This window comes from Nostoc sp., assembly GCF_041747015.1.
Lineage (GTDB): Bacteria > Cyanobacteriota > Cyanobacteriia > Cyanobacteriales > Nostocaceae > Nostoc.
Map to the genome: position 1 here is coordinate 32988 of NZ_JBGTFY010000265.1, position 17374 is coordinate 50361.

17 protein-coding genes and 2 pseudogenes are annotated in these 17374 nt (G+C 41.2%); 13 read left to right on the forward strand and 6 right to left on the reverse strand.

The genetic code is table 11. The features are described 5' to 3' along the window. Positions 1-596: 596 nt before the first annotated feature. Complete coding sequence (locus ACEW80_RS21780) at positions 597-983, reverse strand: hypothetical protein (protein WP_373528594.1); 387 nt, start codon at positions 981-983, stop codon at positions 597-599. A 495-nt stretch (positions 984-1478) separates the two neighbouring features. Between ACEW80_RS21780 and ACEW80_RS21785 the strand changes: the two genes are divergently transcribed. Next, complete coding sequence (locus ACEW80_RS21785; RefSeq protein ID WP_373528595.1) at positions 1479-3383, forward strand: chloride channel protein; 1905 nt, start codon at positions 1479-1481, stop codon at positions 3381-3383. A 252-nt stretch (positions 3384-3635) separates the two neighbouring features. Here ACEW80_RS21785 and ACEW80_RS21790 read toward each other — a convergent pair whose 3' ends face one another. Further along, the gene (locus ACEW80_RS21790) at positions 3636-4049 is read right to left on the reverse strand and encodes an AbrB family transcriptional regulator (protein ID WP_373528596.1); all 414 of its coding nucleotides are present in this window, start codon (positions 4047-4049) and stop codon (positions 3636-3638) included. A gap of 384 nt (positions 4050-4433) precedes the next feature. Here ACEW80_RS21790 and ACEW80_RS21795 point away from each other — a divergent pair, with 384 nt between their 5' ends. The 3 genes and pseudogenes from ACEW80_RS21795 to pyrR all read left to right on the forward strand — a co-directional run bounded on the left by ACEW80_RS21795 (position 4434) and on the right by pyrR (position 6613). Further along, positions 4434-4877, forward strand: coding sequence for an Rrf2 family transcriptional regulator (locus tag ACEW80_RS21795; RefSeq protein WP_373528597.1), 444 nt, complete (start codon positions 4434-4436; stop codon positions 4875-4877). Positions 4878-4901: 24 nt separating this feature from the next. Beyond that, entirely contained in the window at positions 4902-5870 is a 969-nt protein-coding gene (gene cbiB / locus ACEW80_RS21800; RefSeq protein ID WP_373528598.1) for an adenosylcobinamide-phosphate synthase CbiB, read from the forward strand. Positions 5871-6076: 206 nt separating this feature from the next. Continuing rightward, a pseudogene (gene pyrR, locus ACEW80_RS21805) lies at positions 6077-6613 on the forward strand (bifunctional pyr operon transcriptional regulator/uracil phosphoribosyltransferase PyrR). Between the two features lie 302 nt (positions 6614-6915). Here the strand turns inward: pyrR and ACEW80_RS21810 are convergent. Then, entirely contained in the window at positions 6916-7092 is a 177-nt protein-coding gene (locus ACEW80_RS21810) for a hypothetical protein (RefSeq protein WP_373528599.1), read from the reverse strand. Positions 7093-7238: 146 nt separating this feature from the next. Here ACEW80_RS21810 and ACEW80_RS21815 point away from each other — a divergent pair, with 146 nt between their 5' ends. From ACEW80_RS21815 to ACEW80_RS21825, 3 genes are all read left to right on the forward strand, one after another. After that, the gene (locus ACEW80_RS21815; RefSeq protein WP_373528612.1) at positions 7239-7403 is read left to right on the forward strand and encodes a hypothetical protein; all 165 of its coding nucleotides are present in this window, start codon (positions 7239-7241) and stop codon (positions 7401-7403) included. Then, positions 7400-7588: a hypothetical protein gene (locus ACEW80_RS21820; protein WP_373528600.1), complete on the forward strand. Its 189-nt coding sequence runs from the start codon at positions 7400-7402 to the stop codon at positions 7586-7588. Before ACEW80_RS21815 ends, ACEW80_RS21820 begins: the two co-directional genes overlap by 4 nt. A 174-nt stretch (positions 7589-7762) precedes the next feature. Continuing rightward, complete coding sequence (locus ACEW80_RS21825; RefSeq protein ID WP_373528613.1) at positions 7763-7984, forward strand: tetratricopeptide repeat protein; 222 nt, start codon at positions 7763-7765, stop codon at positions 7982-7984. Between the two features lie 33 nt (positions 7985-8017). On the opposite strand, the gene ACEW80_RS21830 is transcribed toward ACEW80_RS21825, so the two are convergent. After that, positions 8018-8401: a nuclear transport factor 2 family protein gene (locus tag ACEW80_RS21830; RefSeq protein WP_373528601.1), complete on the reverse strand. Its 384-nt coding sequence runs from the start codon at positions 8399-8401 to the stop codon at positions 8018-8020. A gap of 658 nt (positions 8402-9059) precedes the next feature. Here ACEW80_RS21830 and ACEW80_RS21835 point away from each other — a divergent pair. The 4 genes from ACEW80_RS21835 to ACEW80_RS21850 all read left to right on the forward strand — a co-directional run bounded on the left by ACEW80_RS21835 (position 9060) and on the right by ACEW80_RS21850 (position 12408). Continuing rightward, the gene (locus ACEW80_RS21835; RefSeq protein WP_373528602.1) at positions 9060-10322 is read left to right on the forward strand and encodes a DUF4912 domain-containing protein; all 1263 of its coding nucleotides are present in this window, start codon (positions 9060-9062) and stop codon (positions 10320-10322) included. Between the two features lie 84 nt (positions 10323-10406). Continuing rightward, positions 10407-11333, forward strand: a complete 927-nt coding sequence (locus tag ACEW80_RS21840; protein WP_373528603.1) for a phosphodiester glycosidase family protein — start codon at positions 10407-10409, stop codon at positions 11331-11333. A gap of 43 nt (positions 11334-11376) precedes the next feature. Beyond that, complete coding sequence (locus ACEW80_RS21845) at positions 11377-11955, forward strand: hypothetical protein (RefSeq protein WP_373528604.1); 579 nt, start codon at positions 11377-11379, stop codon at positions 11953-11955. 63 nt (positions 11956-12018) lie between these two features. Beyond that, positions 12019-12408 carry a DUF2358 domain-containing protein gene (locus tag ACEW80_RS21850; protein ID WP_373528605.1) on the forward strand — a complete coding sequence of 130 codons (390 nt, stop codon included), beginning with the start codon at positions 12019-12021 and terminating at the stop codon, positions 12406-12408. A gap of 441 nt (positions 12409-12849) precedes the next feature. On the opposite strand, the gene ACEW80_RS21855 is transcribed toward ACEW80_RS21850, so the two are convergent. Continuing rightward, positions 12850-13557, reverse strand: a complete 708-nt coding sequence (locus tag ACEW80_RS21855; RefSeq protein WP_373528606.1) for a glutathione S-transferase family protein — start codon at positions 13555-13557, stop codon at positions 12850-12852. Between the two features lie 218 nt (positions 13558-13775). On the opposite strand from ACEW80_RS21855, the gene pcrA reads away from it, so the two are divergent. Continuing rightward, a complete protein-coding gene (gene pcrA, locus ACEW80_RS21860; protein WP_373528607.1) occupies positions 13776-16100 on the forward strand; it encodes a DNA helicase PcrA in 2325 nt (774 codons plus the stop codon). 15 nt (positions 16101-16115) lie between these two features. On the opposite strand, the gene ACEW80_RS21865 is transcribed toward pcrA, so the two are convergent. After that, entirely contained in the window at positions 16116-16409 is a 294-nt protein-coding gene (locus tag ACEW80_RS21865; RefSeq protein WP_373528608.1) for an antibiotic biosynthesis monooxygenase, read from the reverse strand. A 503-nt stretch (positions 16410-16912) separates the two neighbouring features. Here ACEW80_RS21865 and ACEW80_RS21870 point away from each other — a divergent pair. Next, positions 16913-17374, forward strand: a pseudogene (locus tag ACEW80_RS21870) (photosystem II q(b) protein); the annotation flags it as partial.

Consider the following 17374-nt stretch of genomic DNA (forward strand, 5'->3'; position numbering starts at 1 on the left):
AATACGATTCGGTTAAAATACATAGTTCTTAGTGATCCTTTTTAGTCCTCCTTAAAAAGAGTGAAATAGAGCCATTCTGAGCAAGCCTTTTTAAGGGGGGTTTGGGGGATTAAGTCTTATCCGAACCGTATTGCCTCTAAGATGTTTCACTACGTAAAATCATCCCTCTTCGAGTCGCAGAGGCACAGGCTTGAACTTTAGTTGAAGGTAGGGAGAGGTTCGTCAAACTTACGTAATATTAATCACAAACATTAGGCTTTTAATCACAAACATTAGGCTTTTAATCACAAACATCAGGCTTTTAGTTAGAAATATCACGTTTTTAGTTACAAACATCAAGTTTTTAATCAGAAAAACTGCGTAGGTTGGGTTTCGTTCCTCAACCCAACCTACGCAGTTTAAGGTTTTTGGTGCTAACCCAAGCGTATTGACTTATAGGGAGCGAGAAGGGATTCAACTAATCACTGATCAGTCTTTAAACGGACATAATGTAAAACCGCGTCTCATTTGGGGGAATAAGACACGGCTTTACAAAAGTATTTCGTTATAATATTACTGAAATCAAAATAAGATTTGATTTATACTAAAGTATTTACTTATTGAGATTTGTTCTTTGCTTGATTAACTTTCTCTGTTGTGGGAAAGATTTGGCGATCGTAGCTTGTACTTTCTTGGGTTAGGGCGATCGCACTAAAGAAAATTGCACTACTTACAGCCAAGGCTACCATAGGACGCTTAAGCAGAATAAAATCTCTGGCAATCCTAGCTAAAGGTCGGCTTTGGCGACGTAGCGCCGAAGAAATCATCATTTGTCTCCAAGTAAACGGATCGCGGACGTAATGACCGCTTTGGCAAACTACTAGCCGTTCTTGGCAATAGGGACAGGTAAACAAACCAATACACGTCTTAACTGGTTTGGGTGTAGCATTTCTTTGGCAAATTGGGCAAGTAACATAATGATTATCAAAGGTGTGTATATTCATTTACCTCGTCCGCCTAGTCCACTTAGTCGCTCTATAACAATAGCTATATTGAATTGGATCACACTTAGCAGACTTTAAAATAAGGTCTGACATCAAATCTAAATCACACCTACATTGTATTACTATCAAGGATGGCTCAATGGTAACAACACGAGTATAGCTAAATTTAGGTGAGGATGACTCCTGCTTAATGCTTGCGGGTGTGTCCATCTAACCCACAGAAACTGTTTTGTCTTTAGAAAGTAATAGCGTCAGATGCTGACTCGTACCTTACCCGCGCAGGCGTAAGCCCAGTTTAGGCATCGTTGACCCTTAAATAATAATTGTCCCCTATTTAACTATTCTGTCTACAAAAATTTTGCACAGTGACATTTTTTGCTGAAGCTTTATAAATTAAGCAAATAAAGTCTACTTGTCTGGTTGCTAAATAATGGCTCACAATGAGAAGTAACAGATAAAAACTTAAATTTTTTCTTACATTTACCCCGCCTCTCGATGACTCTCTTGCCTCCTACTCAACTGAGGAAGGTAACGGAACAACCTGCCTTTCCTACACCTTCCACCCGCTTAACCAATGTAATTAACCGTTTTCAACCATCCCCAGAAACCGTTGTGCTGTTTTTAGCTATGCTAATTGGCGGTGGCACTGGTATGGGTGTAGTCACCTTTCATTATTTGATCCAGCTGATTCACCAGCTAATGCTGGAAAACTTGATGGGTCAAATCGGGGTCTGGGGTGCTTGGACTTTAGCTTGCGTTCCCACCCTTGGCGGATTAATCGTTGGCTTGATGCGGTGGCGCACTCAAGACTTTGGCCCGGAACTTTCATCTCTTATCGCCGCCTCTCAGGGAACAGAAATCAGGCGACCACTACGGCCAGTTACGAAAATGCTGGCCGCAGCTGTTTCTTTGGGTAGCGGTGCTTCTTTGGGGCCAGAGGGACCGAGTGTAGAAATTGGCGCAAATTTTGGGATGTTGTTGTCTGTGATCTTAAATGTGTCTCAAGAACGACGACGTTTGCTTTTAGGTGCTGGCGCTGCTGCTGGATTAGCGGCTGGATTTAATGCTCCCATCGCTGGAGTATTTTTTGCTCTGGAGGTGGTGATGGGAGCTACATCCTTTGCTACTTCTGCTGTGAGTGTGGTGCTGCTAGCGGCGGTGGTAGCAGCATTAATTGCTCAAATTGGTTTGGGGACACAACCTGCTTTTGATTTACCTGTTTATCAAGTCCGCAGCCCCTTGGAATTACCTCTTTATCTTGGCTTGGGTTTAGGAGCTAGTTTAGTTTCTCTAACTTATACTCAATCAATTCGTTTGGTCAAAGCCTGCTTTGCTGGAAAGGTTACAGGTTTTAAATTTTTGGGGCGAATTCCTGAGCCGATTCATCCAATTATTGGTGGTGTCATTGTCGGCGCTGTTGCTTTGCACTTCCCGCAAATTCTGGGCGTGGGTTATGAAACCGTGGAAGCAATGCTTCAAGATGTGGAGTTTCCACTATACCTATTGGTTGTGCTGTTGGTCATGAAACTATTAATGACAGCAATAAGTGCGGGTAGTGGTTTTATTGGCGGTTTGTTTGCACCAGCGATGTTTTTGGGTGCTTCTTTTGGATCAGCTTACGCCAAAATTTTGGCTGTGGGATTTCCGGCAATTTACGATCAGATGGCAGCTCCCCCAGCTTACGCAATGGTGGGAATGGCAGCAGTATTGGCGGGTAGTGTCAGAGCGCCGTTAACAGCTATTTTAATGCTGTTTGAATTAACCCGCGACTATCGAATTGTTTTACCGTTGATGGCAGCTGTGGGTTTGAGTGTTTGGCTAGTGGAAATGATTAAACCAACTTTCAACTCGAACTCTAATCTACAACAGATTGGTCTTTCGGAATTGAAAGATGAACAAGCGGAAATTGTGCAGCAAATTTTGGTAGAGGATGCCATGCAGCCTTGTCCAAAAAAGTTACCTGCAACTCTTGGGGTGTTAGACGCAGCTGTGGAAATGATCCGCGATCGCACCCGAAGTGCTTTAGTAATTGATCAAGCAGAGCAATTAGTTGGTATCCTTTGTCTAGAAGATATTAACCGCGCCCTTGCCCTTTGGCAAACTTACCAAAATTCGCCAACTGAAATTCAAGATAATTTAACTAGTCAAACCCTCATAGACATTTGTACTACTGAAATTCTTTACGCATGGCAAGATGAACTTTTATCTGAGGCTTTAGACCGGATGAATCTTAGAGGTTTGCATCAATTACCAGTGATAGCACGAGATCAACCCGATCGCATTTTAGGTTTACTAGAAAAAGAGCAAATTGCATTAACCTGCAATTTAGCCGTTACGCGCAAAGCACTGCGCCATTATTTACCAATCTTACCCACAACAGATATAGTCATTAGCAATTAGTCATTGGTCATTAGTCATTAGTCATTGGTCACTTGTACTGAGCGAGGCGTTGGCGTGGTCACTGAACTTTGCCGTATCCCTACGGGGAAGCAAGCTACGCGTAGCGTCTGTCTGCGACACGCTGCGCGAACGCAGAGAAGTATTGGTCATTAGTCGTTAGCTTTCACAAAGAACAAATGACAATTGACTAATGACCATTTATAGTCATTAGTTTTCACAAAGGACAAATGACAATTGACTAATGACTATTTATTAAGCAGTGGCTTCTGAGGTTTCATTATCTTCGTGATCTTCTGGATCTACCTGTCTCAGACGAATGTGCTTTTTACCTAAAGTGATGATAAACTCATCTCCTGGCTTAAGATTCATCTGTTTTGTATAAGCTGAACCGATAAGTAAGTTACCATTCGATTGCACACTAATTCTATAGCTAGCACTGCGTCCACCACGCCCATTAGCACTGGGTGTACTGTCCAACTGAATGCCTTCGGCATCAATTAGGGCATTTAAGAACTTCATCATATTGACGCGCTCTATACCATTTTTGGTAATGGTATAGTAGCCGCACTTCTTGGCTTTGTCTTCTTTGCTCTCGGCCTCTAGCTCTTTGACTTTTTTGAGCAGTTCATCACCGAGTAGGGGTTCAATTTTTTTCAGTTTAGGCATCAACTTAGGTCGAAAACGAATGTTTGAAGTGTTTGAATCGATTTTATTTTAGCTGAGGTTGAGCTAATAGGAACATAATCCTTTAGTTTTTATCTCAACATAGCCAAGTATATTACACTCAGATGCAGAATTGTTGTGCGATTAGCAATATTGGTAAGACAATCTATTTTAGAGAATGCTGATAACTATATATATAGTTTGTGAATCACTGCTAGACTATACTTATTTAAGTTTTCTAAATTAACGCTCAAAAGGTTGTCTAAAAGCTTTGGATGATAACTGAGTCATACAATGAGGGAGCAAAACTGATCCTTAGTCAAGAGTTAAGGATAAATATTTGGACTTTAGACATTGACTATTGACTAAACAACAAAGCTTACCAGAATGAAACTAACTACCAGAGGACACTACAGTGTGAAGGCGCTGCTAGATTTAAGTTTACAACCAAGATATGGCCCTGTATCTGTCAGAGCGATCGCCAAACGCCAAAATATTCCAGCTCCTTACCTCGAAAAACTACTAATAGAAATGCGTCGGGCGTCTTTAGTGAATTCAATTCGTGGTAGCATCGGCGGATATCAATTGGCCAGAGAGCCTGTACAAATATCTATAGGACAAATTTTAGAGGCAGTCGGCGAGACAATTACCCATTTACCTCATCACACCCCAGCACCGTCACAAGCTGAAGATTGGGTAACATTTACCCTTTGGCAGAGGCTCAACCAAAAACTCAAAGAAGCTTTGTACAGTATTACTCTGGCAGACCTTTATTACGATGCTCGGAGCTGGCAAGCTTCCCTTGGAGAAGAAGCTAGTTTTGTGGTTTAGTCATTGGTTATTCACAAAGGACAAATGACATCAGCGGTTGTTTTAATCATTGCTGCACTTTTAGATTACTTAATTGGTGATCCTTGGGGTTGGCCTCATCCCGTGCAGTTTATGGGGTGGGTAATTTCTCGCTTTACCAAATTTTCTCTAAAATTGTGTCAAAATTCTCTAACACAACGTTTAGGTGGAATTGTATTAGGCATTATCCTAATAATTGGCAGCGGTGTTATTGGCTTTTTGATAATTCAAAGTGCTAGATGGGTGCATCCGCTGTTGGGAGTCGTAATAGATAGCATTCTTTTGGCTAGTTGTTTTGCTGGCAGAAGTTTGCGAGCAGCAGCGGTGGCTGTCTTACAACCTTTAACAGCAGGAAATTTGGGGGAAGCTCGGAAGATTTTAAGTAATTACGTTGGTCGAGATACACAAAACCTCTCAGAAGCAGAAATTTCACGAGCCATTTTAGAAACAGTCGCAGAAAATGCCACTGATGGAGTAATGGCTCCGCTTTTTTATGCAATTGTTGGTGTTTTCGTGCCAGTTGTCGGACCTACTCCCTTAGCTTTAGCATACAAAGCCAGCAGTACCCTTGATTCAATGGTAGGCTACCGGGAAGCACCCTATACTTATTTGGGATGGTTTTCTGCGCGGTTGGAAGATTGTTTGACTTGGCTGCCTTGTCGGTTAACAGTCATAACTCTGGCACTGTTATCGGGTAAACCGATATACGTTTGGCAAATTTGTGGTCGGGATGCAATTACCGATCCTAGCCCTAATTCTGGCTGGAGTGAATGCGTCTATGCTGCTATTTTGGGTGTGCAGATGGGGGGTACAAATTGGTATCGTGGGGTAGCTAAACACAAACCTCTACTAGGAGATGCGATTTATCCCATCACCCCAACTTCTATTCAAAATGCTTTACAACTGACTCGATATTGTTTTTTGGTATGGTTAGAGGTAGCGATCGCTATATTCTTAATACTTCCAAATAGGTAATGATCAATATTGGGCATTAGTGATTGAGATTCTCCCAGTCTCCCCGCCCCTTAGTCCTTAATATTATTCATTCAGGGTTATCAATATATAGCTATAGGACTCATATTTGATTTTTGAACAAACTCAGTACAACTCAAAGAGACTTCTTCCCTACTCCCCACTCCCAGCCTACGCAAATAATTTCAGAAATCAAATCGGATTGCTATATGTCTGCCAAAGTAGTTGAAATTCTTTCATCCGAAGAAATCCGTCGTACCTTGACTCGCCTTGCTTCTCAAGTTGTGGAAAGGTCGCGCGATTTGTCCCAATTGGTGCTTCTCGGTATTTATACCAGAGGTGTGTTATTAGCGGAATTGTTGGCACGTCAGATTGAGACGCTAGAAGGTGTGAACGTTTTGGTCGGTGCTTTGGATATTACATTTTATCGAGACGACCTCGACAAAATTGGGTTGCGGACTCCGGCGAAAACCAACATTCCTTTTGACCTAACGGGTAAAACGGTTGTACTCGTGGATGATGTGATTTTCTAAGGACGGACGATTCGCGCTGCTTTGAATGCGGTAAACGAGTACGGTAGACCAGAAGTGATTCGTTTAGCTGTGTTGGTAGACAGGGGTCATCGGGAATTGCCAATTCACCCAGATTTTATTGGCAAGCAGTTACCTACTGCTAAAGAAGAAATTGTCAAAGTTTACTTACAAGATTTTGATGGACGAGATGCTGTGGAGTTGATTGGAGATTAGTTACGGAGCTTTTTTAAACGCTGAGGGAAGCGCAGAGGGGCGCTGAGTTTTGCCAATTTTAATTCGCTATGAATTTATAAAATTCTGTACTTAGTTATTTGTCTTTTGGAGTTGAGAGACAGAATTATAGCGCTTCTGGTTTAAGTTTCGGGTTCAGAGGTCGGAGTTTCGAGTTCAAAGCTAAAATAAGGTTGAATCAGCAGTTATTTTTACAAGCCAAGGGCTTCATACCAAGTGCTAAGAAGAATTACACTGTGATTAAGGAGCAAATAGGTAGCGATCGCTCACAATAAACTGCGTGTTTAACCTTCTTCAGCCAATTGTAGAATTCTACAGGCGCTAAACAGGCATACGGCGAACAAAGCGCGTAGGCGTAGCCCACCGCAGGCATCGCAGTCATTGTCTAAGCCATCACTGAAGATTAACTGTATTTCTGACTGTGTTAAAACCTTAGCGCGTCCATGACGATTTACTTTCATTTTTAGACTGTAAACCCTGTAATCCACAGCCTATAATGTTTTGACACATGGTTTGCATAACTGTTTGACTTTTAGGTGAAACTAGAGGTGGTAGTAGAAAAAATAAAAATTATGAGGAGGTTTGAATCAAACCACTGCATCCTACAATAGAACAGCTAGAAACCTTCTACCGCGTATGTGTACGAGCAAGCAATCTATTAAGAACAATTGAATTAACTCGCTACGATACACGCTCTCAAAGAATCGTAGTGTTAATAGGCGAAACAATTCAAGTAGAAATTTTAAGTAACGGTGAGGAATTAATTCAATGAGTAACTATCAACAATTAAGCGAAGCCGAACTGAGAACTTATGTAAAAAAACATCCAGATGATGAGGAGGCTTTTCAACATTATTTAACAATTATGAGGGCAAAACCTAACCGGGTTGTAGTTAGTACAGAGGAACAAGCCCTAATTGAATTTAGGAAGAGAATACAAGCGGAGTTAACACCCTAACCCGCCCTAACCCCATCACACCCATTCAATCACCCATTCCTCCACAACCCCAATACTCACACCGTAGCGTGTTTGTAGCTGTGGGGTTTTGTTTTAGGTGGTTGAGTGCGATCGCAAAAGGTAGTTAAGCTGTTGTGCAGCTTGATTGTATAATATAAATCAAGTAGCCAAGCGATCGCCTCTTATGACCAAGCTATCAATATCAAACCCGATGACCACGATGCTTGGTACAACAAAGCTTGCTCTTATAGTTTGCTAGGGAATCTCGATTTGGCAATAGAGAATTTGCAACAAGCTATCAATCTAAATCCTGAATGCCGAGAGATGGCAAAAACTGACACTGATTTTGACAATATTCGAGAAGATAGACAGTTTCAAGATTTGATTAGTCGTTAGTCATTAGGTATTGGGCATTGGTTAGTAGTTAATCTACCGCAAAATTGGGCTACCGTGATGATGAACTAAATACCACTTACCACCAAGAAACTGAAATACATTTGTAGCTGTTGATTGTGCTTCTAGTCTTCTCCCACCTACCACTTGAAACACATTTTCTCTCAATACAACGTAGGCGATATTATCACTTAGTTCTGTAGTAATTATATCTGTGTTAATTTCGATATAAGCGGTATTTGTAAATATCTGTTCCCAAGAAGTGCGAATCTCCTTCCAACCTCGCAATACATTACTTCCAGGATGAATACAAAAACTTCCTGTTCCTTGTGACCATAGTGCACTCATTGCCTCAATATCTTTTCTTTCAAAAGCTCGATAAAAAGCTGCATTAGCCGCTAAGACTTCATCCTTCGTCATAGGTAATCAAATATTTAAAAGTTATGAGTTATGAGTCACTAAATTATAACTCTCAAGTTTGACAAATTTATTAACTACCAATGCTCCAATACGGTTCGGATAAGACTCTATCCCCCCAACCCCCCTTAAAAAGTCTTGCTCAGAATGGCTCTATTTCCCCCTTTTTAAGGTGGACTTAATGGGGATCATTAAGGACTGTGCACTTAACCGAACCGTATTGACCAATGCCAAATCCCTTTGAGTGGATTGCGGTTTTTGGCTAACCCACAGCGTAATGTCATGAGAAATTGACATGATGGCGATCGCTCACGTCAAACCAGCCGCCAGTGTCATGATTCGATGACATTTTGATCCCAGAAAGGCTGATAAACTCGTGAAACAAGCAAAAACCTACTTGTTCCCTCTTGATCCCTAGATATGCTTAGTGGTTAATATTGACTTAAGAAATAGAAATCCTTCGATCCCAAAGAAATGCTGATTTTGGCATAACAAGGGATTTAAAGGAAGTTACCTGAATTTTAAAACAGACTAAAAAACTTAAAAACTGGGCAAAACCAGGAGTTAGGAATAAGAAATTCATCTGGAGTGGATGACATTTTACAAGCATTCTTTAACCAGGGGAAATCATTTACCACTTAAACTACTGGAGGCCAAATTAATGGCAAAAGAACGCCCGCCACTTGAAGAGATGACTTTACGCCAACTACGTAAAGTTGCCAGTGAATATAGCATCTCTCGCTATAGCCGAATGCGTAAATCCCAATTGCTGGCATCAATTCAAGAAGTCCAGCGCAGCAAACTTTCGCTCAGTCCATCTCGTTCATTGGAGGCACAGGAAACCGTGGAAGCTGCAAAGTTTGAATTAGGTCAGGAAGATCGGACTGGTGGATCTTTGGCTGATGTTGATGCAGGACTCGCAGATTTGCCCTCTGGCTATGGTGACAGCCGGATTGTACTTTTACCGCGCGATCCTCAGTGGGCTTACACTTACTGGGATATTCCCAATGAACACAAAGAAGAACTGCGACGCCTTGGGGGACAACAACTTGCACTACGGATTTATGATGTCAGTGACATTAATATCGAATACCAAAGTCCCCACAGCATTCAAGAATATCCTGCTGATGAACTAGCCAGAGAATGGTATCTACCAGTTCCAGTTAGCGATCGCGATTATGTGATCGATATCGGCTATCGTGCTGCTGATGGACGCTGGTTGGTACTAGCTCGTTCTACGAGAGTACACATTCCTCCCGTTTATCCTTCTGATTGGATTGAGGATGTCTTCATCACTGTAGATTTTGAAGAAGACTTGTCTGGCAAGACTCAATACGAACTAGTTCCCCCTACCAAAAATATTCCAGCGATCGCAACTGCAACTACTGCCAATGGTAATGCTGTGAATGGCAGCAACCCCATCTACGACCAAATCTTTGGTTTAGCGGAATCTGCCGAAGCACAACGGGTTGCTGGTTCTATTTTCGGCTCACAGCATGGTTTAGCGCGTCCTGAACAAGCTATTAGCTCCTACGTTTTCCCATCTGGTGTGGGTATGTGGGCAGTTCCCACCATGTCTGGCTTAACCGCTTCCGGTGCAGGAATGTCAGGTGTTGGCTTCTCAGCTTCCGCCGTACCAATGCGTCCGCGCCAGTTCTGGTTAATTGCCGATGCTGAATTGATAGTCTATGGTGCAACTGAACCCGATGCTACCGTAACCATTGGTGGCCGTCCAATTCAGCTAAATCCCGATGGAACATTTCGCTTCCAGATGTCATTCCAGGATGGCTTAATTGATTATCCGATTTTGGCTGTAGCTGCTGATGGTGAGCAAACCCGGTCAATTCACATGAACTTTAATCGTGACACACCATCCCGAAATACTAACACCAAAGAAGAAGCTGTTTTAGAATGGCTCCCTTAAATTTTGGCTGTTAGATTAACTGGGTAATGAAACTTTAAATTATTTCCCGCTATAGTAATTCTGTAGCGGTTTTTTTTGTATTATATGTCTATAAAAAAATTATTTTTGTTATTTATCTTGATAAGTGCAGCGAGTTTATTATCAGGTTGTCAAGAGATTGAAGCAAATTCAGTAGCAAAAGCATCTAAAACCTGCCCTGGGAAAGATGTCAAGTTCAGTATTGATTTTTTTAAAACCAATAATCAAGGTACTAAAAATCAAAGAGGTATTAACCATGTGATTATTTTTAATCCCAAATCAGTAGAATTAGATTTCAAAGTTAATCTTGGTCTATCTCATCGACTCTACGCCAAAGATGCTAAGGGGAAACTGCGTAAACAATATATACCAAGACAGTTTCATGAACTCATCACTGATGAAAATGCTAAATTAAACGGACAGCTACCCATTGCCGCAATTAATGCCGACTATATAGATACTAATGATCAACCACAAGGCTTAAATGTTTCTCGTGGCGTAGAGTATTCAGGAGCATTTAAAAATAAACGTTCTTCCTTTGGGATATCAGGAGGTAAACTACAACAGCGACAGGCTACCATCCAGGCTGGCAGAAGAAAAAGCGATATTCTCAATTACAATTTAGTGGGAGGTAATGGCAGATTTTATCGTCAGGGTAAATTTAAAAATATTTGTCAAGATTTGGGAGAGTTTGCTTGTAAAAATGCAACTAATCGCTCTATGGCAGCTATCACTAATAAAGGCTATGTAATTCTGTTAGTTAATGACTCTAAAGCTAATTCAGATATTGAATTATCTCAAGTTAATCAAGAGTTACTGCCAGATATGTTTGATAATGTCCTGGAAGGCATTGCTAACAATAATTGTTTAGGTAAGATTCAAGAAGGAATTTTATTTGATGGAGGTATGTCTCCAGGATTGTATTACAATCAGAAAACTTATGTAGAAAACGCTGGATCAATTGGTTCAGTTTTTTTGATTTACAAAAAATAAAGAGGTTTAATTAAGCAAGCAAATCTATATCTAACAAAAACTTATGACACCTGAAGAAATTGCTCTGACGCTAACAGAATTATTTGGCACAGATGCTGTTGGTGCGATGATCCCCCCTGGCTCATGGCAAATAAACACTTCTAGTTTCCGGCTGTTGGTGCTGCTTTCCGAAGATAGTACTTGGCTGCGAGTTTTACTGCCTATTGTCCCTGCCCAGGAAGCCCAACCATTTTTAGGACAGTTCCTAGAAGCCAACTTTGATGACACTCAAGAAGTACGTTACGCTTTACATGAAGGAGTACTTTGGGGGGTATTTCAGCATCACAGTGGCACTTTGGTAAGTGTAGATTTGTCCAATGCCATCAATAGACTTGTATCTTTACATCAAGCTAGATTAAATGATGTCTTTAATCGACTGATTGAAAGCCGTATCCGGCAAATTATTCAGGCAGCAAAACAGCAAGGGCAATCTCTGCAAGCTACTATGCAAACTTTGGAACGCTTTTATGCAGAAGGAGTGATGGGCGAAATAAGCCAAACCCCAGAGGCGCGAGAAGAAGTTATAGTTGCTTGGCGGCGTCAGTTAGAACGCCTGTGGAATGAAATAGATTTTAATCCTTGAATCAGGATTTTTATTTACGTCCCGCTTAGATATTACACTAATTTAAACATATTTGTATTCATTATGGATATCATTGAAATCCTCAAAGAAGACTATCAAAGATTCCCAGTAAATCAAACTTACAGCATTTACGCTCCAGACGTTTATTTTCAAGACCCATTGAATAAATTTCATGGCGTTAAACGCTACAAAGAAATGATTAATTTCATCGAAACTTGGTTTTTAAATCCCAAAATGGATTTACATAATATTCAAGGTTTGAAAGACACAATTAAAACTGAGTGGACACTCAGTTGGAATACTCCTCTGCCCTGGAAGCCACGTATTTCCATTCCTGGTTGGAGTGAATTAGGTCTTAACTGTGATGGTTTGATTGTTTCCCATGTTGATTATTGGAACTGTTCACGTTTAGACGTGCTAAAACAGCATTTATTTGCTGCAAAAAATAAATAAATTATGAATTATAGGACTTACGCATTGACAGGAAATACCAAATATGCGCAAGGTTAAAAACCACATCTTTCGTAGGGGTTTAGCATGCTAAACCCCTACAGCATGGCCTATTTACGATCAAAAGATAATTAAAAAAAGCCTGAAACAACCTATTTTCGTTAATGCACATCACGATGAATTTGTACAGTGCCTAAGTTCTAAATTAGTCTAAATTTATTACTTGTCTTGGCAAATAGAATTCGCGCGCCAGGTGCTTCTCCTTGCCGGAGACGCTGCGCGTAGCTTGCTTCCCCGAAGGGGTACAAGTCGGCGGAGCCGCCCAACGCAGTGGCTCCCCTTAAAGAAGGGGGACTTTGAGAGAGGTTGCCCCACTTTTTTAAGGGGGGTTAGGGGGGATCTAGAAGTGCCTAAAATCACAGACAATCACTTTTCAAACAACCTCTAGGACTGATATGCCAAGACCTTACGAGCTTCCCCATCAAAAATATCAAGCATTTGATCGCGCCAGCTATAAACTGGATCATCTGCTGCAAGTAGGGGAAATGAGCTAACGCAGCGTGCCCACTGAAAAGAGCTAAACACTACATAATCTGCCCAAGCTGGTGTCTGTCCAGCCAAGAAGGGTTGATGCTGGAGAGTTCGACGTAGTGGGGTTAGGCTATTGCCAAAGGTGATAACTCGCTGTTCCCGATCAGCAGAGATTGCTTCTAGTGTTGCACCAAAAGCCTTTTCGCGTGTTTGGCGGAAGTAGTCTTTGTCTTTTTCGTGTAGGTGCGAATAAATATCTGTGATGATCAATCGTACAATTTCCGGATTCAGTACTGCTTCAACCCAATCAGTGACAAACCGAGATAACGACTTGCCAATCTCTCCACCAAATAGTGATGGGTATTCAGGATAGCTCTCTTCTAAATATTGAGCGATCGCCCACGAATCGTAAACAACTTCCTCATTATCAACTATCACGGGTACTTTACCCTGTCCTGAGAAGGCAATAGTTTCCTTTTCAGTAAACCGCCAAGGTATAGCTTCAAAGGGCAATCCTTTATGAAGTAGAGCTAGCCGCACACGCCAGCAGTTAGGGCTAAAACGGCGATTGTCCTCGGCTCCTGCCAAATCATACAGCTTAATCTTTGTCAATTTCATCATAATTTGTAGGTTGGATTGAGCGATCGCAAAACCAATTATTTCTACGGGGATTTTTTGGTTTTACTTTAATTTAAGTCATCTTGGTTAAGAATATTGCCATACAATGTTTATTGACCAAGTTTCGCTAGGATATTGTAACCTGGGCAATAGCGACTCTCTATTGATGTGACACCAGGCGACGCCGAATAGCCCGTCGGAGACATCGCTTTTTCACATCCATGACAACAACCCTCGACTTTCTCAGTCACCTTAACCCTAGCCAACGTCAAGCCGTCGAACATTACTGTGGCCCGTTGCTAGTAGTTGCTGGCGCAGGTTCCGGTAAAACACGAGCGTTGACTTATCGCATCGCAAATCTGATTCTGAAACACCGTGTTGATCCAGAAAATATCTTGGCGGTTACTTTTACCAACAAAGCCGCACGGGAAATGAAAGACCGGATTCAACGGCTGTTTGCTGAACAACTGGCGATGAAACAACATGGTCAGAAGTTGGATTTGTTGACAGAATATCAACAAATCCAATTGCGATCGCAAGTTTATAAAAATACTATCAAAGACTTATGGTGTGGCACTTTTCACAGTCTATTTTCTCGTATTCTTCGCTTTGATATTGAAAAATATGTAGACGAAAAAGGACGGCGTTGGAATCGCAATTTCTCTATCTTTGATGAATCAGATGTTATGACTTTGATCAAAGAAATCGTTAATAAACAGTTAAATTTAGACGATAAGAAGTTTGACGCTCGCTCTGTCCGCTACGCTATTAGTAACGCTAAAAACCAAGCCTTATCACCCCAAGAATTTGAGCAAGATCAACCCAATTATCGCGGACGAATAATTGCTCAAGTCTACAATTTATATCAAGATAAGTTAGCAGAAAACAACGCTCTTGATTTTGATGATCTAATTCTTGTACCTACTAGATTATTTCAGCAAAACGAGCAGGTATTGGGTTACTGGCATCGGAAATTTTGCCATATTCTTGTAGATGAATATCAGGATACTAACCGGACTCAGTATCAACTCATCCACTTATTAGTTACTAATGGCGAAACCAGAAAGAGCGAATGGAAATGGCCAAATCGCTCAGTTTTTGTCGTCGGCGATGCAGATCAATCCATTTACAGTTTTCGGATGGCAGATTTCACCATCTTGCTGGGATTTCAGGAAGACTTTGGTGATGGTTTGGTAGATGATGACACCCGGACGATGGTTAAGCTTGAAGAAAACTATCGTTCTTGTGAAAACATTCTGCAAGCGGCTAATGAACTGATTGAAAATAACACCCAACGGATTGATAAAGTCCTGAAAGCTACGCGGGGCCCGGGTGAGCAGATTACTTGTCATAAAGCTGATGAAGAACTTGCAGAAGCCGCATTTGTAATCAATCAAATTCGCACTTTAGAACAGCAAAATCCAGAGTTGAACTGGGGTAGTTTTGCTATACTTTATCGGACAAATGCCCAATCTCGTCCTTTTGAAGAATTGTTGGTAAAATATCAAATTCCTTACATAGTTGTGGGAGGAATGAAGTTTTACGATCGCAAAGAAATTAAAGATGTTATTGCATATTTAAGAGCGATCGCTAACCCATCTGATACAGTCAGTTTGTTACGAGTTATCAACACTCCCCGGCGAGGAATTGGCAAAACCACTATTGACGCTTTGGTAAACGCTGCCCAGCAATTAGGGACAACTCTGTGGGAAATACTCAGCGATGAAACATCAGTTAATACCTTAGCTGGACGAGCGACAAAAGCTGTAAATAGCTTTGCTGAAATGATTAGCCGTTGGCAAGGACAAATGACTACGCTTCCCGTAACTGAGGTTTTACAAGGAATATTAGAAGATTCTGGTTATGTTCAAGATTTGATGAGTCAAGGCACAGATGAAGCCACAGATAGAGTCCAAAACGTCCAGGAACTTTACAACGCTGCACTGCAATTTCAAGAAGAAAACGAAGAGGTTTCCCTCAGAGACTTTCTGAGTAGTGCTGCCCTCAGTTCCGATTTAGATAACTTAAAAGAAGGACAAACAGCCGTTTCTTTGATGACTTTGCACGCTTCCAAAGGTTTGGAATTTCCCGTAGTATTTTTGGTGGGATTAGAACAAGGGCTATTTCCCGGCTATCGTTCGCTGGGTGATCCTGCATCTTTGGAAGAAGAACGCCGCCTGTGTTATGTGGGCATTACTCGCGCTCAAGAAAGGTTATTTTTATCACACGCGCGCGAACGCCGTTTGTATGGTTCTCGTGAAGCCGCCATGCGATCGCAATTCCTCGACGAATTACCAGAAGAATTATTAAGCACTCAACGCTTGAGTCGTCAAACTTATACAAAAAGTGCCGCTAATCCTAGTGGAAAACAAGACACGAAAGAGAATTGGCAAGTAGGCGATCGGGTATTACATAAAACCTTTGGTATTGGTGAAATAACGCATATTTTTGGAACAGGTAATAAAATGTCTGTAGCAATTAAATTTGCTAGCTTGGGGCAAAAAATCATCGACCCCAGAGTAGCACAGTTACAAAAGGTGGAATGATACAGTTTTTGTTTTTCATATTTCAATTTCTTCAAAGTGTTCAACAATGGGAAATGGCTCATAAAAATGATGCAGAAGTTTTTTCCATTCTTGAAACTCAGCAGAGCCTCTAAATACAACAGTATGAGCTTCTAAATTTTCCCATTTAACAAGTAATAAATATTTACCTTTGACTTCTAGGCATTTATGCAGTTTATGAGATAAATATCCGTTGATTGAGGAAATAAGACTAGAAGCTTTTTTAAAAGCAGCTTCAAAATCGGATTCTAATCCTGGTTTAATATAAAGCATCACAGCCTCAAGAATCATAAATTTTTTCGGTGATAATTAAACTAATGTTATTTAGTTTAATATAGATGCGATGTCTACGATGGTCACTGAGCCCTTCGACAGGTTTTACAGTGAAACTGCTCAGGGTAAGACTTGCCGTTCGCGTGGTCACTGAGCTTTGTTGAAGTGCAGCGTCTCGTAGAGAAGTGTGGGCTATGCCTACGCACATACCTTAATAAATCAAAACTAATTTTTGAGTAAATAGATAATCGCAGCACAAACTCTTTGTAATATCCTTTGGTTGGACTTTTAAACTCTTGCATTAACTTTTGTAGAGTTACGTACTTCTTGCATGAGAATTTACCACCTTAAAACCCTATACCTATCTCGTTGCTTGTCTTAACATAAGTAAAACTAATATTTGACATCAGTTTTATTAACTTAACAAAACTTGATTAAAATTTGTAAAGCAGTGTACAGTAATTTCACAGGCGAAAACAAAACCGCCTAATTCATTCACAAATAACTGCACTTATAAAACAATGACAGCAACCATTCAACGCCGCGAAAGCGCTAACGTTTGGGAACGGTTTTGTAGCTGGATAACCAGCACCAACAACCGCTTATACATCGGCTGGTTCGGCGTAATCATGATTCCTACCTTGCTAGCCGCCACCGCCTGCTTCGTAATCGCCTTCATCGCTGCCCCACCAGTAGACATTGATGGCATCCGTGAACCAGTCGCAGGTTCCTTAATCTACGGAAACAACATCATCTCCGGTGCAGTAGTACCATCCTCCAACGCTATCGGCTTGCACTTCTACCCAATTTGGGAAGCAGCATCTTTAGACGAGTGGCTGTATAACGGCGGTCCTTACCAACTAGTAATATTCCACTTCCTGATTGGCGTATTTTGCTACTTAGGTCGTGAATGGGAACTATCCTACCGCTTAGGAATGCGTCCTTGGATTGCCATCGCCTATTCTGCACCAGTAGCAGCAGCA